Raw genomic sequence first — 17137 nt, 5'->3', positions numbered from 1 at the left:
GTGTGGCGCTACCATGCACGGATGACACTGCCTGAAAATGCACCCTCGCCAGCCGCCCGCAACTTCGGCATCGACTGCCTGCGCGGCCTCGCCATCCTGCTGGTGGTCGTGCACCACCTGGCCCTGCCTTTCCGCCTGCCGCTGGGACCGAGCCTGCTGAAGGAGTGGCTGCCCAAGCGCCTGCTGAACGCGGTCAGCTTCAACGGCTACGAAGCGGTGTTCATCTTTTTCGTGATTTCCGGCTTCCTAATCGCGACCCGCATCGTCGAACGCGATGGCGGCCTCGAGCGCGTGAACCTGCGCCGCTTCTACCGCGCCCGCGCGCTGCGCATCCTGCCCCTGCTGCTGCTCACGCTGGCCGCATTGTCGGTGCTGGCCCTGGCCGGCGTAACAGGCTTTGCGCCCGACGGCGACAGGCAGAGCCTGGCCGGCCTGCTGGGTTCCGCCCTCAGCTTCACCTTCAACTGGTACGAGGGCCGCACCGGCTGGGCGCCCGCGGGCTGGGACGTCCTGTGGTCGCTGTCGATCGAGGAAGTGTTTTATCTCGGCTTCCCGCTGCTCTGCCTGTGGCTGCCGCGGCGGCTCTTGACCGGCGTGCTGATCGTGTGGGCGCTGGCCCTGATGCCCTTGCGCGGCCTGGTGCCCGCAGCAGACGAAGTCTGGTGGGAAAAAGCCTATCTGCCGGGAATGGCGGCGATCGCCTGGGGCGTGCTGGCCGCGCTGCTGGCCCAGCGCTGGCGCCCGGCGCGGCGCGACGCCCGCGCGATGGCGGTCTTTGGCGCCTTCTGCATCCTGATGGTGCTGGGCTGGCGCGAGCTGGTGCACCGCCACCTGTTCAAGTCCGGCATGTACGGACTGGTGCTGGGCGCAGCCTGCCTGCTGCTGGCCTTCCATGCGCATCCACCGGCGCCGCGCGCTGGTTTCGGCTGGCTGGCGCGCATGGGTAACCTGAGTTACGAGCTGTATCTGTCGCACATGTTCGTGGTGCTGGCTGCCGTGGGTCTCTACCGCGGCATGCTGGGCAAGGAGCAGGCCTGGACCTTCACCGTCTACCTGCCCGTGCTGCTGGTCTGCTTCGGCCTGGCGCTGTTGCTGGAAAAGTTCACGTCGCGCTTTGGGCGCCGGGGGTCTTGCGTTGAGACGGAAGCCAAGCGAGAATTGATAATCCAACAATAGGACCGCGCACATGGACCACTCGACTTCCGGCAGCCTCCAGCTCAGCAAGCACCGCATCGAAGCCCTGGTCGACGGCATCTTCGCCGTCGCCATGACCCTGCTGGTGATCGACCTGCGGCTGCCCGAGCACCTGCACATCAGCAGCGACGCCCAGTTGCGCGAGGCCCTCGCGGAACTGCTGCCCAACCTGTATTCCTGGCTGGTCAGCTTCATCGTGCTGGGGATTTTCTGGGTCGGCAACCACCGCGTGTACAGCCATGTGCGGCATGTCGACGGCGGCCTGGTGTGGCGCACCATCCTGATGCTGGGCGGTGCCAGCCTGCTGCCTTTCGCGTCGGCCGTCAACGGCCACTTCTTCTCGCAGCTGGCCCAGGGGGTGTACTCGATCGTGATGGTCCTGATCGCTCTCGGCTCGCTGCTGGTGGCGCGCTACATTCACCGCAATCCGCAGCTGTGCGCGCACCCGATGGATGACGCGACCTATGTCGCCATCTGCGCCCGGCTGGGCGGCCTGGGCGTGATCGCCCTGCTGGCGGTGGCGCTGGCCGGCCTGTTCCCGGGATCGGCCAACTGCGCCTTCATCCTCGGCTTCGGACTGCGCCCGCTGGGCAATGCGATGGCGCGCCGCTTTGCCGTTGCGCCTGCCCAGCAGCCGTCCTGATTTACTTCGACGCCTCGATCCAGCGGTTCACCTGGCTTTCCAGGATGGGCAGCGGCAGCGTGCCGTCGCCCAGCACCACCTCGTGGAATTTGGCATAGCTGAACTTCGGCCCCAGCGCCTGCTGGGCCTTGGCGCGCAGCTCGAGGATCTTCAGCGCGCCAGTCTTGTAGGCCAGGGCCTGGGCCGGCCACACCATGTAGCGCTCGATCTGGTTGGCGGCGCGCGCCTCGCTGTAGCCGAGGTTTTCCATTGCATAGGCGATCGCCTTCTCGCGCGACCAGCCCTGGGCGTGCATGCCGGTGTCGACCACCAGGCGCACGGCGCGCAGCAGCTCGTCGTTCAGGTGGCCGTAGTAATAGGCCGGGTCTTCGTAGAAGCCGAACTCGCGGCCCAGGGTCTCGCAGTATAGGGCCCAACCCTCGGTGTAGGCGGCGGCGCTCGGGTGCTCGGTGAAGAACTTGCGGAAGTCCGGCAGCGGCAGTTCCTTCAGCAGCGCCGCGTGGAAGTGGTGGCCGGGGACGCCCTCATGCAGCAGCAAGGTAGCCATGCCCACCGTCTCGTAGTCCTTGGGATCGTTGACCACGGCCCAGAACACGCCCGGATGCGAACCGTCCGCCGCCACCGGCGTGTAGTGGTCGGAAGCGGTGGCGCGGGTCAGTTCGGGTTCCAGCTGGATGTCCAGCTTCGCCTTCGGCAGCAGGCTGAAATACTGCGGCAGTTTCGCATCCACCTGGGCATAGATCTGGCGGTAGCGCTCCAGCACCTGCTGCTCCGTGGTGAAAGGCTTGAACTTCTGCTGGGCCGCGACCCACTGCGGGAAGCCTTTCAAGGGGCCGTCGTAGCCGAGCTTGGGCGCCAGCTTCGCCATCTCGGCCTGGATGCGCGCGACTTCCTTCAGGCCCAGTGCGTGGATCTGCGCGGGCGGCGTATCGAGATTGGTGTTGTTCCTGATGCGGGCCTGGTACCAGGCGGCGCCGTCGGGTAGCGCGCCGTAGCCGGCAGTGCTGCGGCCCGCAGGCAGATAATCCTTTTCCAGATAGGTGCACAGGCGGTCCAGGGCCTGGCCGATCTTCAGCGCGGCCTGGCGATAGCCGATTGCGAGCTCGCGCTTGTCCTTGTCGGAGAAAGCGGCGGGCAGGCGCTTCGCCGGCGAGTAGAACACGCTGGCCTGCGGATCGCTGCTGCGCAGCTGCTGGAACTGCGGCAACATGCGCATGGTGACGATCTTCGGTTGCACCACGCCCGTGCGCACGCCTTCCTTCATGTTGACGATGGCCTGGTCGATCCAGGCCGGCAGCTGCTGCAGGCGATGCAAGTAGGCGCGGTACTGGGCCGGCGTCTCCAGCGGCTGCGAGCCGGTGCCGCCGGCATAGTTGGCCAGGTTGCTCGGCACGTTGTCGAAGTGATTCAGCGGCAGCAGGTGCTCGGGGAAGCGCTCGAGGTCGAGCTGGGCCTGGATTTCGGCGGCCAGGATGTCGTAGTTCAGCCGGGCCTTGTCGGATAGATGCGCGCGGTCGACTGCCTTCAGCTGGTTCAGGAAAACGTGGTTCGCGGCCAGGTAGCGCTTGCGCACCTTGGGATCGATCGCCATGCCGATCTGGTCGTCGTAGCGGCTGTCGCCGTTGGCGGTGGCGTAGAGCAGCGGGTCGTATTTTGCGCGGGCGTCGTAGAACCTGGCGGCGATCTGGTCGATCTTTTTTCCGGAAGCCTGGGCAGCGGCGCTGACCGGCGCAGCGGCGGCGTGTACGGGCGTGAATGGGACGCTGGCAGCGAGAATCGCGGCAGCCAGGCTGGCTGCGCGCATGGACCGGACGGACGGGAGCATGCGTTTCCTTGTGAATGAAATTCCGACAAGGATAGCGCAGCTTCCCGCCCGTGGACAGGCCTTATACCTGGGCCATGCCGCCATCGACAAAGAGCTCGGCGCCGTTCACATAGCTGGCGTCGCTTGAGGCCAGGAACAGCACGGCTTTCGCCACTTCCTCCGCCTCGCCGACGCGGCCCAGCGGCACCTGCGAAGCCAGCGCATCGAGCAGGCCTTGCTGGGCGGCGGGATCGTCGCCGGCCAGTTCGACCAGGCCGGGGGTGCGGATCGGGCCCGGGCTGACGACGTTGACGCGGATGGCGCGCTCCTTCAAATCCAGGATCCAGCTGCGCGCCAGGTTGCGCACCGCGGCCTTGGTGGCGCTGTAGACGCTGAAGGCCGGCGTGCCCTGGATGCTCACCGCCGACGCGGTCAGCACGATCGAGGCGCCTTGCGACAGCAGCGGCAGCGCGGTCTGCACCGTGAACAGCAGGCCTTTCACGTTGCGGTCGAAGGCGTCGTCGTAATGCGCCTCGGTGATGCCGCCCAGCGGCGCCATCGAACCGCCGCCGGCATTCACGTACAGAACGTCGATGCGGCCGGCCTGGCCGCGGATGGTGTCGACCAGGCGCTGCAGGTCGGCGCTGCTGGACGAATCGGCCTGGATGCCGGTGGCGTTCGGGCCGATGGCGTCGACGGCGGCGTCGAGTTCGGCTTGGCGGCGGCCGGTGACGAAGACGCGCGCGCCTTCCTTCGCGAATAGTTTGGCGGTGGCGAGCCCGATGCCGCTGGTGCCGCCGGTGACGAGAGCGATTTTGTCTGTGAGTTTTTTCATGGTGTTCTCCTTGGTTTGGGTGGTGAGTCGATGGAGACCAGTGTAGATTGCGCAAACCCATGCGTAAATCCGGTAAATCTGGAATCACTATCCACCCACATGTACAATCGCCCGCATGGACCACCTCCTCGCCCTCCGCGCCTTCGTGCGCATCGCCGAAGCGGGAAGCTTCGGCAAGGCAGCCGACCAGCTCGGCGTGCCGCGCTCGACCGCCAGCAAACTGATCCAGGACCTCGAAGTGCACCTCGAAACCAGGCTGCTGCAGCGGACCACGCGCCGCATCACCGTCACGCCGGAAGGCGCGCAGTACTACGAGCGCGCGCTGCGCCTGATCACCGACCTGGAAGAGATGGATGCCCAGGCCCGCGGGTCGCGCGCCCAGCCCAAGGGCCGGCTGCGGGTCGGCATCGGCTCCTCGCTGGCCAACCTGGTGCTGCTGCCCGCCCTGCCCGATTTCCAGCGGCGCTACCCGGACATCGCGCTGCACCTGGGCGTGAGCGACCTGCCGGCCGACCTGGTCGGGGAAGGCATCGACTGCGTGATCCGCGGCGGCGCCCTCGACGACACCACGCTGGTCGCGCGCAAGCTGTGCGAGATGGATTTCGTCACCTGCGCGGCGCCGGGTTATTTGAAAGCCTTCGGGACGCCGGCGCATCCGCGCGAACTGGAGACGAAGCACCGCCTGTTCAGCTATGCCTCGACGCAGACCGGCAAGCCCTTTCCGCTGCGCTTCCTGCAAGGCGACGAGTCGATCGAGATCGATGCCGCGGTGGCGGCCGCCGTCAACGAAAGCACGGCCCACATCACGGGCCTGGCGGCGGGGCTGGGCATCGGCCAGACCTTCCGTTTCGCGGTGCGCGGCCACCTGGAGCGCGGGGAGTTGGTGCGGGTGCTGGAAGACTGGACCCAGCCGCGCTTCCCGCTGTATGCGATGTATCCGTCCAGCCGGCACCTGAACGCCAAGGTGCGCGTGTTCGTCGACTGGGCGGTGGAACTGTTTGCGGCGCTGGACGACCGCGCCTGAGCATGCAATGATGCGAACGTGGACAAACAACTCCTGCTGATCTGCTTCCTCACCTTCGTGATCCACTTGATCGGCACGCTCGCCTACTCGGTGCGGATCGCCGGCGTCAGGACGAAAAGGATCGCGGTGTCCCTCGCGCTATTCAGCATCCTGATGCTGGTGTCGCGCACCTCGAATTCCTTCCTCGGCCCCTTCCTCGCCAAGCGCGTGGAGACCAATCTCGACGCCCTGTCCAGCGGCGCCCTGCTCGGCGACTTCCGCTGGCTGCTGGTGTCGGCGAGCCTGGCGACGGTGGCGGGCGCCTTGCTGATACCGACCTTCCAGCGCGTGTTCTGCCGCGCCGTCCTGCATTTCCAGGTCCACCGCTCGATTCCCAAGCTGATCCTGCATGGCTTCTTCAAGGGCGGCCTGTCCTATGTGCGGGACGTGGCCAGCGTGCCGGCCGCGCGCAATGTCACCGACATCCGCACCGGCCATGGGGTGTCGGGCCGGATCACGCTGCTGAACGTCGGCGCCACCGCGCTGTGGACCGTCGGCGTCTTCGCCGCGCTGTATGCGGGCGTGCTCGATCCCTCGGTGCGGGTGACTTCGAGCACGCTGTCCTCGATCATCAATGGCGGCGCCACCATCCTGATGGCGGTGTTCATCGACCCGCACATGTCGGGCATGACGGACGACGTCGTCGAAGGCAAGGTGAGCGAAGGCCAGTTCAGGAAGGCCGTGGTCTGGCTGGTCGGCAGCCGCCTGGCCGGGACGCTTGCCGCGCAAGCCCTGCTGGTGCCCTCGGCGGTCCTGATCGCGTCGGTGGCCCGCGTGATCTAGGCGGCTAGGCGCCGAAGCGTCCGAAGGCGCGCGCCACGGCCGCATGCGCCTCATGCTCCACGATCGAGTTGTGCGCCGTGATCACCCGCGTGAACGGCCACTGCAGGATGACCCGCGCGCTGCCGGCCGCCAGCGCCCTGTCGCGCGTGATGAGGCGCACCGTGCGCGGCACGTCGAGGTGCGAGCGCACGCCGGTGAGTTTCGCATACAGCGAGATATTCCAGGGCAGCTTGCCGCACCAGCACTGCAGCACGTCGGTCATGATCAGGGTCTGCGACGCCTTGTGGAAGAACACCACCTCGTTCACGAAGGGCATGCCGCGGACGATCGCCTGGTCCAGCTCATGCTCCCATTCGGGCGGGACGCTGTCGCCCAGCTCGACCAGGCCTTCCAGGTCCGGGCGCTTGGCGGCAAGGCCGGGCGCCCCGTACAGCGCCGCCTGCGGGAACATGCGCAGCGCGTGTTTGGCGAACATGTGGTGGGCGCGGTTGGGGCACACGATCCAGCTGACCTTGCCGAGGCTGCGCAGCTGTTCCGCCACGGCCTCGCTGAAGCGCACCGGCGAATGGAGCCACAGCCGGCCGTCTTCGAAACGGACCACGGTCATGCGCGAAGAGACGGCCAGGCCGGCGGCCTTGAAGCCGCGTTCCATGTGCCAGAGATTGGGGGCGATTTGAATGAGCATGCCCCTATTGTAAAATAGTTACATGCTAAGAATCAGCCTCGATGCTCTCCTCACCGTCGACACCATCGCCCGCCGCGGCAGCTTCTCGGCCGCCGCCAAGGAACTGTTCCGGGTGCCGTCGACGATTTCCTATACCGTGTCCAAGCTCGAGGAAGACCTCGGCGTGCAGCTGTTCGAACGCTTCGGCCCGCGCGTGGTGCTCACCGCCGCCGGCGAGGAATTGCTGAAGGAAGGCCGCTACCTGCTGAAGGCGGCCGGCGACCTGGAAAGCCGCGTCCGCCGCGTCGCCTCCGGCTGGGAGACCGAATTCACCATCGGCGTCGACTCGGCCCTGTCACCGCTCGGCCTGCAGGACGACATCCGCGCCTTTTATGAAGTGGCGGACCAGACCCGCCTGCGCATCGTCAAGGAAGCCCTGTCCGGCACCTGGGAAAGCCTGCTCGACCGCCGCGTCGACTTCCTGGCCGGCGCTGCCGGCGAAGGCCCGTCCGGCGGCGGCTACACCGCCGAGCCGCTGGGGAAGATTTCCTTCGTGTTCGTGGTCGCCCCTTCGCATCCGCTCGCCAAGGTGGGGCACCGTCTCGGCAAGGCCGAGCTGAGCGAACACCGCGCCGTCACCGTGGCGGACTCGGTGCGCCTGCTGCAGGCGCGCACCGTGGGCCTGCTGTTCGGCCAGGACACGCTGACGGTTCCGGACATGCAGACCAAATACGACTTCCAGGTGGCCGGCCTCGGCTTCGGCTTCCTGCCCGAGCCCTGGGCCCGCCCGGCGATCGAAGCCGGGCGCCTGGTGGCGAAGGCAGTCGAGGAGCCGCGGCCGGACGAGAACCTGTACATGGCCTGGCGCACCGGCGAGGAAGGCGCGGCCCTCAAATGGTGGCGCGAGCGGCTGCGGACGGCGCCGCCGCTGGAGCGCATGCTGGCGATGAATTGTCCGGTGGAGCGGCTGCTATAAGCGACCAAGGGTCTTCGGGAAGAAGTGCTTGGGTCATGGCGTCATTACGTCTGTGGAGACGGCCGCGTTCTTAGTTCTTGAACTGAGCTCGTGCACGTCCGCTATCGACCGTACTCGGCCGCTTGCCCAGCTTAGCAGTTTGCTTCAGCGGAAAGGTCATGGACTGTCACGACCGGCCGCAACCGAGCCAGAGCGGACTGTCGATACGGCGCATTGTACCGGCTGTTGCGCGTAGCGTACTTAGAGGTTTTTGTTCGGTCTTCTGAACTTGACGAAATTTGCACACCATAATATTTTTGCCAATATTGAAACTACGACGGCAGCCTAAATAATGAAATTCGACCCAGCAGGGCGGTTACGCTCCCACATGGACTCCATAAAAAATAGGGGCGGGTTGACCTATGCGGAAATGGTAGACATCTTAAGGCGGGCACGCTTAGTCATTGAGTCACCACTCCTCAAGAAAAACTACCCAGTTCTCTCACTGTATTGCGATTGGGTAATGCACGGTGAACTAGGAAAAAACCCAGGTGGGCATGAGGTATTGCGAGCGATTGATAAGAGCATTGCCGATACCTGGCATAGCGACCCAGCAGGCGTTCATGATGCGGTCAATCAGGCACTTGACCTAGGCGGGCTTCGGAAGGAAATTATCAGGCTTTTCGAGGCTAACCGTATTGACTCGACTATTTTTTCCGTTAAGGGAAACTGGCTTGAGTTCCTAAGGGCTCTACTAATGGAAATTGCAGAGCGCCCTATTATTTTTCCTGACAATGTTGCTACCGACCAGCGAGCCAAGGGACGAAAAGCCTTTTTAGCTATGCAGAATTATCGCGCATCGAAGGGTGTCCCCTTAGATTTTAGTGTTACTCGGGTTGCCATTGCATACCGTGAAAAGGATGGAAGCGACCCGCCCGGCTATTACTGGCATGCGCGAATTAAGGAAGACAGCCCTGAACATTTTGTGCAGATTATTGGGCCGGTAGACTATAGCGATTAATGGCTACGCCTTGACGTATTTGGCGGGGGAAGTTCCGATACCGGACGGATTAAGTCCACTCTTCGACTTTCCGAACGAGCCACTCAAAGCGTCGCTATGACAACTGACGTGGCTTAGGGAAGTCTCCGTCGCGAACTGGGCGTTGGATAGTGGCAGCCGCCAGTGTAAATGGTCGCGGCTACCCCGCTTCGACTTTAAGATAATGGGCCCAGGTTAAGTTTCGCTGGGGAAGAACTGCAAATGCTTTTGCCCCAGCCACACAGCTGACGGTAGCGTTACGGACGCCGAGATATTCTGCTCCGGCGACTATCGTTGCTTCATAGTTGATTAGTATTTTCAGCGCATACATCTTCTCTTAGAAAATTACCTCAGCAGATGGCCGCTAGTGAGCGGACCCGCGCCACCATTCGCGCAGGCGCGCTATGATCCGAGCAGGACCCGGCCCCGGTGGCCGGGATGGTCATCATTCGCCTGGCACAGCCGTTTTCACGCGCCTGTCACATTCGGCCTTCATACTCTGTTGCCACGAGTGAAATATTCGAGCCCAATGGATATGAAGTCAAAACCGGACGCGGCACTGACCGCGCCCACCGGCGACAGCACGGCGCCCTTCCTCAACCGGGAAATCTCGCTGCTGGAATTTAACCGGCGGGTCCTGGCGCAAGCCGAAGACCCTTCCGTGCCGCTGCTGGAGCGCCTGCGCTTCCTGTGCATCGTCAGCAGCAACCTCGACGAATTCTTCGAGGTCCGCGTCGCCAGCCTGCTCGCCCAGCACCGCCACCAGAGCGGCGCCGACGACACCGCCAGCATCAACCTCGACGGCGCCAGCGAGGAATGCCGCCAGATCATCGCGCGCCAGTACGCCCAGCTGAACGACGAGATCCTGCCGCGCCTGTCCGAGAACGGCATTCACCTGCTGCGCCGCTCCGACCGCAACGCCGCCCAGAAGGCCTGGGTCAAGCAGTACTTCGACAAGGAAGTGCGGCCCCTGCTCACGCCGGTCGGCCTCGACCCGGCCCACCCCTTCCCGCGGGTGATCAACAAGAGCCTGAACTTCATCGTCGAGCTGTCCGGCAAGGACGCCTTCGGGCGCGGCACCGGCATCGCGATCATGAAGGCGCCGCGCGTGCTGCCGCGCGTGATCCGCCTGCCGGACGAATTATCAAGCAAGCCGGGGGCTTCCTACTGCCTGCTGTCCTCGGTGATCCAGGCCCACATGTCCGAGCTGTTCACCGGGCGCGAAGTGGTGTCCTACTCGCAGTTCCGCGTGACCCGCAACAGCGATCTCTGGGTCGACGAGGAAGAGGTCAAGAACCTGCGCCAGGCCCTGCAAAGCGAACTCCATAGCCGCAACTACGGCTTCGCGGTGCGCCTGGAAGTGGCGCGCGGCTGCCCGCGCCACCTGGCCGACTTCCTGCTCGACCAGTTCTCGGTCGACCGCTCGCGCCTGTTCAGCGTGGACGGTCCGGTCAACATGGGCCGCCTGCTGGAGCTGGTCAACAGCAATGCGCGGCCCGAGCTGAAGTTTTCGCCCTTCGTGCCGGGCTTCCCGGCCAAGCTGGTCAACCACCAGGACATCTTCGCTGTGCTGGGCCGCCAGGACGTGCTGCTGCACCATCCCTTCCAGTCCTTCGAGCCGGTCATCGACTTCATCCGCTGCGCCGCCGCCGATCCCAGCGTGCTGGCGATCAAGCAGACCATCTACCGCGCCGGCGCCGACTCCGAGCTGATGGAAGCGCTGATCGAGGCGGCCCTGCGCGGCAAGGAAGTGACGGTCATCGTCGAGCTGATGGCGCGCTTCGACGAGGAAGCCAACATCAACTGGGCCGAGCGCCTGGAAGAAGCCGGTGCCCAGGTCGTGTACGGCGTGGTCGGCCTGAAGACCCACGCCAAGCTGGCCCTGGTGCTGCGCCGCGAGCAGGACGGCCTGCGCCGCTACGCCCACCTCGGCACCGGCAACTACAACCCGACCACCGCCAAGCACTACACCGACTTCGGCCTGCTGACCTCGGACGAAGAGATCACCCTGGATGTCAACGAGGTCTTCATCCACCTCACCAGCATGACACGCCCGACCCAGCTCTCGAGCATCTGGCTGGCGCCCTTCTCGCTGCAGAAGGAAATCGTGAAGGCGATCCGCCAGGAAGCGGCGATCGCACGCGACGGCAAGCCGGGGCGCATCATCGCCAAGATGAATTCCTTGACCGACGAATCGGTGATCCGCGCACTGTACGATGCCTCGAACGATGGCGTGCGCATCGACCTGATCGTGCGCGGCGCCTGCTCGCTGCGGCCCGGCGTGCCGGGACTATCCGAGAATATCAAGGTGCGCTCCATCGTCGGCCGCTTCCTGGAACACAGCCGCATTTTCTACTTCCGCAACAAGCTGCAGCACGACGTCTACCTGAGCAGCGCCGACTGGATGAACCGCAACCTGTTCCGCCGCGTGGAGATCGCCTTCCCGGTCCGCTCGCCGGCGTTGAAGAAACGCGTGATCCGCGAAGGCCTGCAGGTCTACCTGAAGGACAACGTCAACGCCTGGGAGCTGGGCAGCGACGGCCACTACCGCCGCAAGAAACCGCGCGGCAGCCAGGCAGCCTACAGCGCCCAGCTGCACCTGATGGAATCGCTGGGCCTGGGCGCATCGGGCGATCAACACAACAAGGATAACGACAATGGAACTGATCCTGTGGCGCCACGCCGAGGCTGAAGCGCACAAGCCGGACGAAGCGGCCGACCAGCTGCGCGTGCTGACGCCGAAGGGTTCGCGCCACGCCTCGCGCGTCGGCGCCTGGCTCGACCGCCAGCTGCCCTCGCAGTGCCGCATCCTCACCAGCCCCGCCACGCGCTGCGTGCAGACCGCCGAGGCGCTGGGCCGCAAGTTCCATACCGTCGACGTCCTCAACACCGATTCGACGCCGCAGGCCATCCTCGAAGCGAGCGGCTGGCCGGACGCGCGCCAGGCAGTGGTCATCGTCGGCCATAACCCGCTGCTGGGCCAGGTGGCCTCGCTGATCTTCAGCGGCGAGCCGCACGAATGGAAGATCCGCAAGGCGAGCGTGTTCTGGATTTCGCACAAGGGCGGGGCCGATCCGGCGCCTTTCGTACGGCTGGCGGTGGGGCCGGATCTGGTGGGGAAGCTGCGCTGATCCTTGCTAGCGGTTTGCGGGGCCGGCCAGGCCCCGGTTTGCTGTATCTTCCCTTTTCCCAGTCGGTTAGTTGCAATTTTAAGAAAGGATGGCGCCCAGAACCCGGGACGCCGGTTCCCTATTTCAGACTGCGCAAGGCCTGCTCCAGCGTCGGATAGCGGAACGCAAAGCCTTCGCGTTCCAGCCGCGCCGGCGCCACCCGCTGCCCTTCCAGCAGCAGGTCGGCCTGCTCGCCCAGCGCCAGCCGCATCGGCCAGCCCGGGGTCGGCACGATTGCCGGACGATGCCAGACGCGCGCCGCGGTGCGGCTGAAGTCCGCCTGGCTGACGCATTCGGGGGCCGTGAAGTTGGTGGCGCTCCGCTCCCCCGCCCGCCCTTGATCCCTCAAAGCCATCTGCCAGCGGTGCGCCATCGCGCGCACCACATCGTCCACATGGATCCAGGACAGCCACTGCCGCCCGCTCCCCAGCCTGCCGCCCAGCCCGAGCCGGATCGGCAGCAGCATCATGGGCAGTGCCCCGCCCTTGCCGAGCACCAGGCCGAAACGCATGCACTCGACCTGCACGCCATAGGCCGCGGCCGCCCCCGCCGCTTCCTCCCACTCGCGGCACAAGTCGGACATGAACATCGACTGCGGCGGCGCGCTTTCGTCCAGCGGCCTCACGTCGCCGATCTTCTGGATGCCGTAGTAACCGATCGCGGACGCCGACAGGAACAGGAAGGGCTTGTGTTCCGCACGTGAGATCCAGTCGACCACCCGCTTGGTCAGCGCGATGCGGCTGCGGCGCAGCGCCTCCTTGCGCGCCTCCGTCCAGCGCGTGCCCAGGATGCGCGCACCGGCCAGGTTGACGACGACATCAACCCGCGCCGCGGCGTCCAGCTCGTCCATCGAAGCGATGCAGCGCACCTTGCCCTCGAATTCGGTCGAGGCCTGCCGCGGCTGGCGCGTCAAGGCGATCACTTCATGCCCATCCGCCAGCAGCGCAGCCACCAGATTGCGCCCGACGAAACCGGTGGCGCCCGTCACCAGCACGCTGCGTTTGACGGAATCGAAAACAGTCGATGCGTTCATGAGCTCTCCTTCCCGTTCGGCAGGAAGCGCGCCACCGCGCCGCCCATTTTCAGGATGCGCTGCAGGGTCTGCGGCGATAAATGCTTGTAGTCTTCGAAGCTCGCGCTCAGCAGCTCGAGGAAGTCGAGCGTGACCTGCATGCGCGCCAGGGCTGCGGCGCCGAGTTCCGGGTCCTGCGTGCCCTCGATCGCGCATTCGCGCAGCACGGTCAGGGTCGGATCGATTTCGCGGCGCTTGCGCTCCTCGACGATGACGCGGAAGATTTCCCACACATCCTGCAGCGCAGTGAAGTGGTCGCGGCGGTCGCCGAGCACATGGGTCACTTTCACCAGCTTCCAGCTCTGCAGCTCCTTCAGGCTGTTGCTGACGTTGGAGCGCGCCACGCCCAGGGTCTCGACGATGTCGTCGGCACTGAGCGGCCGTTCGGCCAGGAACAGCAACGCGTGGATCTGGGCGACGGTCCGGTTGACGCCCCAGCGGGTGCCCATCTCGCCCCAGTGGAGGATGAATTTCTGCGCGGTCGGACTGTTCAGCATGATCTTCTCTTCTTTCTGTTAATGCAGAAATTAAAGAACATACTGAAAACAATGTCAACGTAATTCGATAAATGTTTCCGCTGTGACATTTCGCGAGTCTTTTCGCCCCGGGGATTTTGTAAGATGTTCCGGATAGGAGACCCCATGCCAAGACACACTCTGCTTTCCACCGCCATCCTGGCCGGCGTACTGACCGCCTCCGCTTCCGCCCAGGCACAGTCGCAAACCGTGCGGGTCGGCTGGGCCTCGCACCTGCCGCGCGCGCACGACGTCGGCACCGTCTACGCCGCCAGCTGCGGCGAGGTGAACTACGAACTGAAGGTGTCGCGCGAACGAAAAACGGTCACCCTCGTCCGCAGCAACGGCCCGGACGTCGACCTGAGCGCGACCACGGTCGGCGCCCGGCTGCTCGACGAGGATGTGCTGGCCCATGTCGGCTTCAACTGCCCGATGAACGCGCTGAACATCTTCCTGAAGGGCGTGAAGCTGGTCGACCTGGGCGTGCCGCAGGGCTTCCGCGACGTCATTTCCGTCGGCGCGGACGGCCAGCCGGGCAAGAGCGAGCCGCGCGATGCACGGGTCGACGAACTGGCCGTGGCGCGCACCGGCACCGGCATCATCCCCTCGGCCGCGGAACGCGACCGCCGCGCCTGCGAGGGCGTGAAATGAGCGCCAGGCGCTACTGGTTTCCGGTGCGCCCGGCGCGCAATGGCTGGGGCTGGGGCCTGCCGGTGGTGTGGCAGGGCTGGGTCGTGCTGCTGGTGTTTTTCGTGGTGCTGATCGGCGGCGAAATCGCGCTGGCGCGTCACGGTCCGCTTGTGCTGAGTACCTGGGGCCTGCTGATGGGCGCACTGCTGCTCGGCGTCTTCTTCTGGAAGGGCGAACCGCAGAGCGCGCGCGACGAAAGTTCGCCCTGAACCGTTTTCCGTTTCTCACCCCGATAAAGGATGTACCCCGATGAGTAATCGCTTGACCGGACTCGCCGTACTGGCATTGATCGCCGGCGCCTCGCCTTCTTCGATGGCCGCAGCCGCCGCGCAGTGGGCGAGCGCCGACGCGTTCGCGAAGCCGCACCAGCTGGTCGATGTCGGCGGACGCAAGATGAACCTGTATTGCAGCGGCCAGGGCGCCACCACGGTGGTGTTCGATGCGCCTTCCGGCGACGCCGGCTGGACCTGGTTCCGGGTGCAGCCCGCCGTCGCACAGCACACGCGCGCCTGCGTGTTCGACCGCGCCGGTTTCGGCTTCAGCGACCCCGCAAAGCGCCCGAACACGGCGGAGAACGTGGCCGAGGATCTGCACAAGCTGCTGGCCGCCGCGGGCGTCAAGCCGCCCTATGTCATGGTCGGCAATTCGCTGGGCGGCGCCGATGTGCAGGTCTATGCCTATCGCTACTCGTCTGAGGTCAAGGGACTGGTGCTGCTGGAGCCGGCCCACGAGGATGGCTACAAGCGCCTGGACAAGGCCAGCCAGGGCATGTTCAAAAAAGTCGCCGAGATGGGCGAGCAGCAGACCGCCTACTGCCTGGCCGCCGCCGAAAAAGGCTTCAAGCCCGGCAGCGAAGAGCATATGAACTGCATCGGCAAGCCGGCCGACAATTACGGGCCCGTCCTGGGCGCGGCCGTGCAGTCTGCGACCAGCAACCCGGCCTACTGGCGCGCCGTCGCCGACGAAGGGAAGGCCATGGACCTCACGAACGAGCAGCTGCGCAAGCGGCGGCGCTCCTTCGGCGACATGCCGGTGCTGCTGCTGACGCGCGGCGTCAGCCCCTACGCCGTGCCGGGCAAGCCGCAGAGCGCCCTGAACAAGGCCTTCGAAGACGAGAACTTCGCCATCCAGAAGGAGACCGCGGCCCTGTCGACGCACGGCAAACAGCGCGTGGTGGCGGGAGCCGGCCATATCATTCAGGCCGACAAGCCGGAAGCCGTCGTCGAGGCCGTGCTGGAAGTACTGAAGCGCTAAACCTGGGTCACCTGGAAGCCGACGCCGACCTCGCCCCAGGCGGCGGCTTCCTTGTCGAACCATGCAGCCACGGTCGGGTGCTGCTTCAGCCAGCCGCGCGGGGTGTCGATCTCGATGCGGTTCTTCATGCGCAGGCGCAGGCCATCGAGGTCGCCGTCCACGCGCGCGTGCATGAACACGGTGGCCAGGCGGATCGCCAGCACGCTTCGCGCCAGGTCAGGCTCGCCCAGGGCTTCCCTCACCTTGCGCAGATTGCCCTTCTGCGCCAGCACCATGGTGCTCATCAGGCGCTGCTCGCGGTTGGTGAAGCCCGGCAGGTCGGCATGCTCGAGGATGTAGGCGGCGTGCTTGTGAGCGCCGGTATGCGAGACCGCCTGCCCTACTTCGTGGAGCATGCAGCTCCACTGCAGGTGGCGGCGCAGGCTGTCGTCGGTGGCCGCCAGGCGGTCGTAGAGCTGGCATGCGATGGCGGCGGTGCGTAGGGCGCGCCCCTCGTCGACGCCGAAGCGGCGCATGCAGTCCTGGATCGCGCTGTCGCGGCGGTCGCTGCGGCGCGCGCGCAGTTCGAGGTCGGACAGCACGCCCAGGCGCAGGCCGGCGTTGATCGCGCTCATCGCCCGCACCCCGAACTCCTGCATGGCGGCCAGCAGCACGCTCAGGCCGCCCGCCATCACGATCACGCGCTCGCGCTTGATGCCCGGCAGGTCGAAGGCATCGACGTGGCCGGCCGCGACCAACCGGTCGCGTAGCGCCAGCAGGCTGTCGACCGACATCGTGCCGTCGCCGAGGCGGTTGCGGGTGATGACTTCGTTGATCGCGCGGATGGTGCCCGAGGAGCCGTAGGCGGCCTGCCAGCCGTGCGCGCGGTAGCGGCCGGCGGCGTCCTCGAACAGCGCACGCGCGGCGTTGACGGCGGCATCGAAGGAGACCGCGCCGACATGCCCATCGGGGAACCAGGCGGCGCTCTGCGGACGGGTGCCGATGCTGAAGGACTCGACCAGCTGGATCTCGTCGCCGCGGCCGGCGATCACCTCGGTCGAGCCGCCGCCGACGTCGATCACCAGGCGCTGCTCGCCGGGGCGCGCCAGCGCGGCGGACACGCCCATGTAGATCAGGCGTCCTTCTTCTTCTCCGGAGATGATTTCGACTGGATACCCGATCGCCGCTTCCAGGCGCGGCAGCAGCAGCCCGGCATTGGTGGCCACGCGCATGGTGTTCGTGGCGACCACGCGCACCGCGTCCAGCCGGTGCTGGCGCAGGATGGCGCCCAGGTCGCGCATGCTGCGCACCGCCGTTTCCATGGCTTCCGGCGTCAGCGCCCCATCCGGGCCCAGCCCGGCGGCCAGGCGGATCGGGTCGCGCGCGGTGCGCACGATGTGCATCTGGCCGGCGATGGGTTCGCCGATGTGGAGGCGGAAGCTGTTGGAGCCTAAATCGACTGCTGCGTACATGAAAT

The 17137-nt window shown here is 65.8% G+C and carries 17 protein-coding genes; 11 read left to right on the top strand and 6 right to left on the bottom strand.

Going from position 1 to position 17137, the window contains the following annotated elements; all coding sequences use genetic code 11:
• Window positions 1-21 precede the first annotated feature (21 nt).
• Window positions 22-1176: an acyltransferase gene (locus tag LQV39_RS19380; RefSeq protein ID WP_230027777.1), complete on the top strand. Its 1155-nt coding sequence runs from the start codon at window positions 22-24 to the stop codon at window positions 1174-1176.
• Between the two features lie 10 nt (window positions 1177-1186).
• Window positions 1187-1837, top strand: coding sequence for a TMEM175 family protein (locus LQV39_RS19375; RefSeq protein ID WP_230027776.1), 651 nt, complete (start codon window positions 1187-1189; stop codon window positions 1835-1837).
• Between the two features lies 1 nt (window position 1838).
• Here the strand turns inward: LQV39_RS19375 and LQV39_RS19370 are convergent, their stop codons facing one another.
• Both LQV39_RS19370 and LQV39_RS19365 read right to left on the bottom strand, forming a co-directional pair.
• On the bottom strand, window positions 1839-3662 hold the full coding sequence (locus tag LQV39_RS19370; protein WP_230027775.1) for a DUF885 family protein: 1824 nt from the start codon (window positions 3660-3662) through the stop codon (window positions 1839-1841).
• Window positions 3663-3723: 61 nt separating this feature from the next.
• Window positions 3724-4476: an SDR family oxidoreductase gene (locus tag LQV39_RS19365; RefSeq protein WP_230027774.1), complete on the bottom strand. Its 753-nt coding sequence runs from the start codon at window positions 4474-4476 to the stop codon at window positions 3724-3726.
• A gap of 115 nt (window positions 4477-4591) precedes the next feature.
• On the opposite strand from LQV39_RS19365, the gene LQV39_RS19360 reads away from it, so the two are divergent.
• Complete coding sequence (locus tag LQV39_RS19360) at window positions 4592-5500, top strand: LysR family transcriptional regulator (RefSeq protein WP_230027773.1); 909 nt, start codon at window positions 4592-4594, stop codon at window positions 5498-5500.
• Between the two features lie 18 nt (window positions 5501-5518).
• The gene (locus tag LQV39_RS19355; protein WP_230027772.1) at window positions 5519-6322 is read left to right on the top strand and encodes a lipid II flippase Amj family protein; all 804 of its coding nucleotides are present in this window, start codon (window positions 5519-5521) and stop codon (window positions 6320-6322) included.
• Window positions 6323-6326: 4 nt separating this feature from the next.
• Here LQV39_RS19355 and LQV39_RS19350 read toward each other — a convergent pair whose 3' ends face one another.
• On the bottom strand, window positions 6327-7007 hold the full coding sequence (locus LQV39_RS19350; protein WP_230027771.1) for a DUF4336 domain-containing protein: 681 nt from the start codon (window positions 7005-7007) through the stop codon (window positions 6327-6329).
• A 22-nt stretch (window positions 7008-7029) separates the two neighbouring features.
• On the opposite strand from LQV39_RS19350, the gene LQV39_RS19345 reads away from it, so the two are divergent.
• The 4 genes from LQV39_RS19345 (at window position 7030) to LQV39_RS19330 (ending at window position 12111) form a co-directional block, all read left to right on the top strand.
• Window positions 7030-7962 carry a LysR family transcriptional regulator gene (locus tag LQV39_RS19345; protein WP_230027770.1) on the top strand — a complete coding sequence of 311 codons (933 nt, stop codon included), beginning with the start codon at window positions 7030-7032 and terminating at the stop codon, window positions 7960-7962.
• A gap of 331 nt (window positions 7963-8293) precedes the next feature.
• Window positions 8294-8962 (top strand): hypothetical protein, encoded by a 669-nt coding sequence (locus LQV39_RS19340; RefSeq protein WP_230027769.1) that lies wholly within the window; start codon window positions 8294-8296, stop codon window positions 8960-8962.
• Between the two features lie 547 nt (window positions 8963-9509).
• Window positions 9510-11672 carry a polyphosphate kinase 1 gene (gene ppk1, locus LQV39_RS19335; RefSeq protein ID WP_230027768.1) on the top strand — a complete coding sequence of 721 codons (2163 nt, stop codon included), beginning with the start codon at window positions 9510-9512 and terminating at the stop codon, window positions 11670-11672.
• Window positions 11638-12111 carry a histidine phosphatase family protein gene (locus LQV39_RS19330; protein ID WP_230027767.1) on the top strand — a complete coding sequence of 158 codons (474 nt, stop codon included), beginning with the start codon at window positions 11638-11640 and terminating at the stop codon, window positions 12109-12111. Before ppk1 ends, LQV39_RS19330 begins: the two co-directional genes overlap by 35 nt.
• Window positions 12112-12229: 118 nt before the next feature.
• Here LQV39_RS19330 and LQV39_RS19325 read toward each other — a convergent pair whose 3' ends face one another.
• Window positions 12230-13183, bottom strand: a complete 954-nt coding sequence (locus LQV39_RS19325; protein WP_230027766.1) for a TIGR01777 family oxidoreductase — start codon at window positions 13181-13183, stop codon at window positions 12230-12232.
• Complete coding sequence (locus tag LQV39_RS19320; RefSeq protein WP_230027765.1) at window positions 13180-13719, bottom strand: GbsR/MarR family transcriptional regulator; 540 nt, start codon at window positions 13717-13719, stop codon at window positions 13180-13182. The genes LQV39_RS19325 and LQV39_RS19320 overlap by 4 nt, the downstream gene beginning before the upstream one ends.
• A gap of 144 nt (window positions 13720-13863) precedes the next feature.
• Between LQV39_RS19320 and LQV39_RS19315 the strand changes: the two genes are divergently transcribed.
• Genes LQV39_RS19315 through LQV39_RS19305 form a run of 3 tightly spaced genes read left to right on the top strand, consistent with a single transcriptional unit; the run spans window position 13864 to window position 15681 of the window.
• Window positions 13864-14388 carry a hypothetical protein gene (locus tag LQV39_RS19315; RefSeq protein ID WP_230027764.1) on the top strand — a complete coding sequence of 175 codons (525 nt, stop codon included), beginning with the start codon at window positions 13864-13866 and terminating at the stop codon, window positions 14386-14388.
• Window positions 14385-14636 carry a hypothetical protein gene (locus LQV39_RS19310; RefSeq protein WP_230027763.1) on the top strand — a complete coding sequence of 84 codons (252 nt, stop codon included), beginning with the start codon at window positions 14385-14387 and terminating at the stop codon, window positions 14634-14636. Before LQV39_RS19315 ends, LQV39_RS19310 begins: the two co-directional genes overlap by 4 nt.
• A gap of 40 nt (window positions 14637-14676) precedes the next feature.
• Window positions 14677-15681: an alpha/beta fold hydrolase gene (locus LQV39_RS19305; protein ID WP_230027762.1), complete on the top strand. Its 1005-nt coding sequence runs from the start codon at window positions 14677-14679 to the stop codon at window positions 15679-15681.
• On the opposite strand, the gene LQV39_RS19300 is transcribed toward LQV39_RS19305, so the two are convergent.
• On the bottom strand, window positions 15678-17132 hold the full coding sequence (locus LQV39_RS19300) for a Ppx/GppA phosphatase family protein (protein ID WP_230027761.1): 1455 nt from the start codon (window positions 17130-17132) through the stop codon (window positions 15678-15680). The genes LQV39_RS19305 and LQV39_RS19300 overlap by 4 nt on opposite strands.
• Window positions 17133-17137 lie beyond the last annotated feature (5 nt).

Origin of the sequence: Massilia sp. Bi118, assembly GCF_918697865.1 — a bacterium.
GTDB lineage: Bacteria > Pseudomonadota > Gammaproteobacteria > Burkholderiales > Burkholderiaceae_D > Telluria.
The sequence above is the reverse complement of the archived record's forward strand: the minus strand, read 5'-3'. Positions and strand labels throughout refer to the sequence as shown.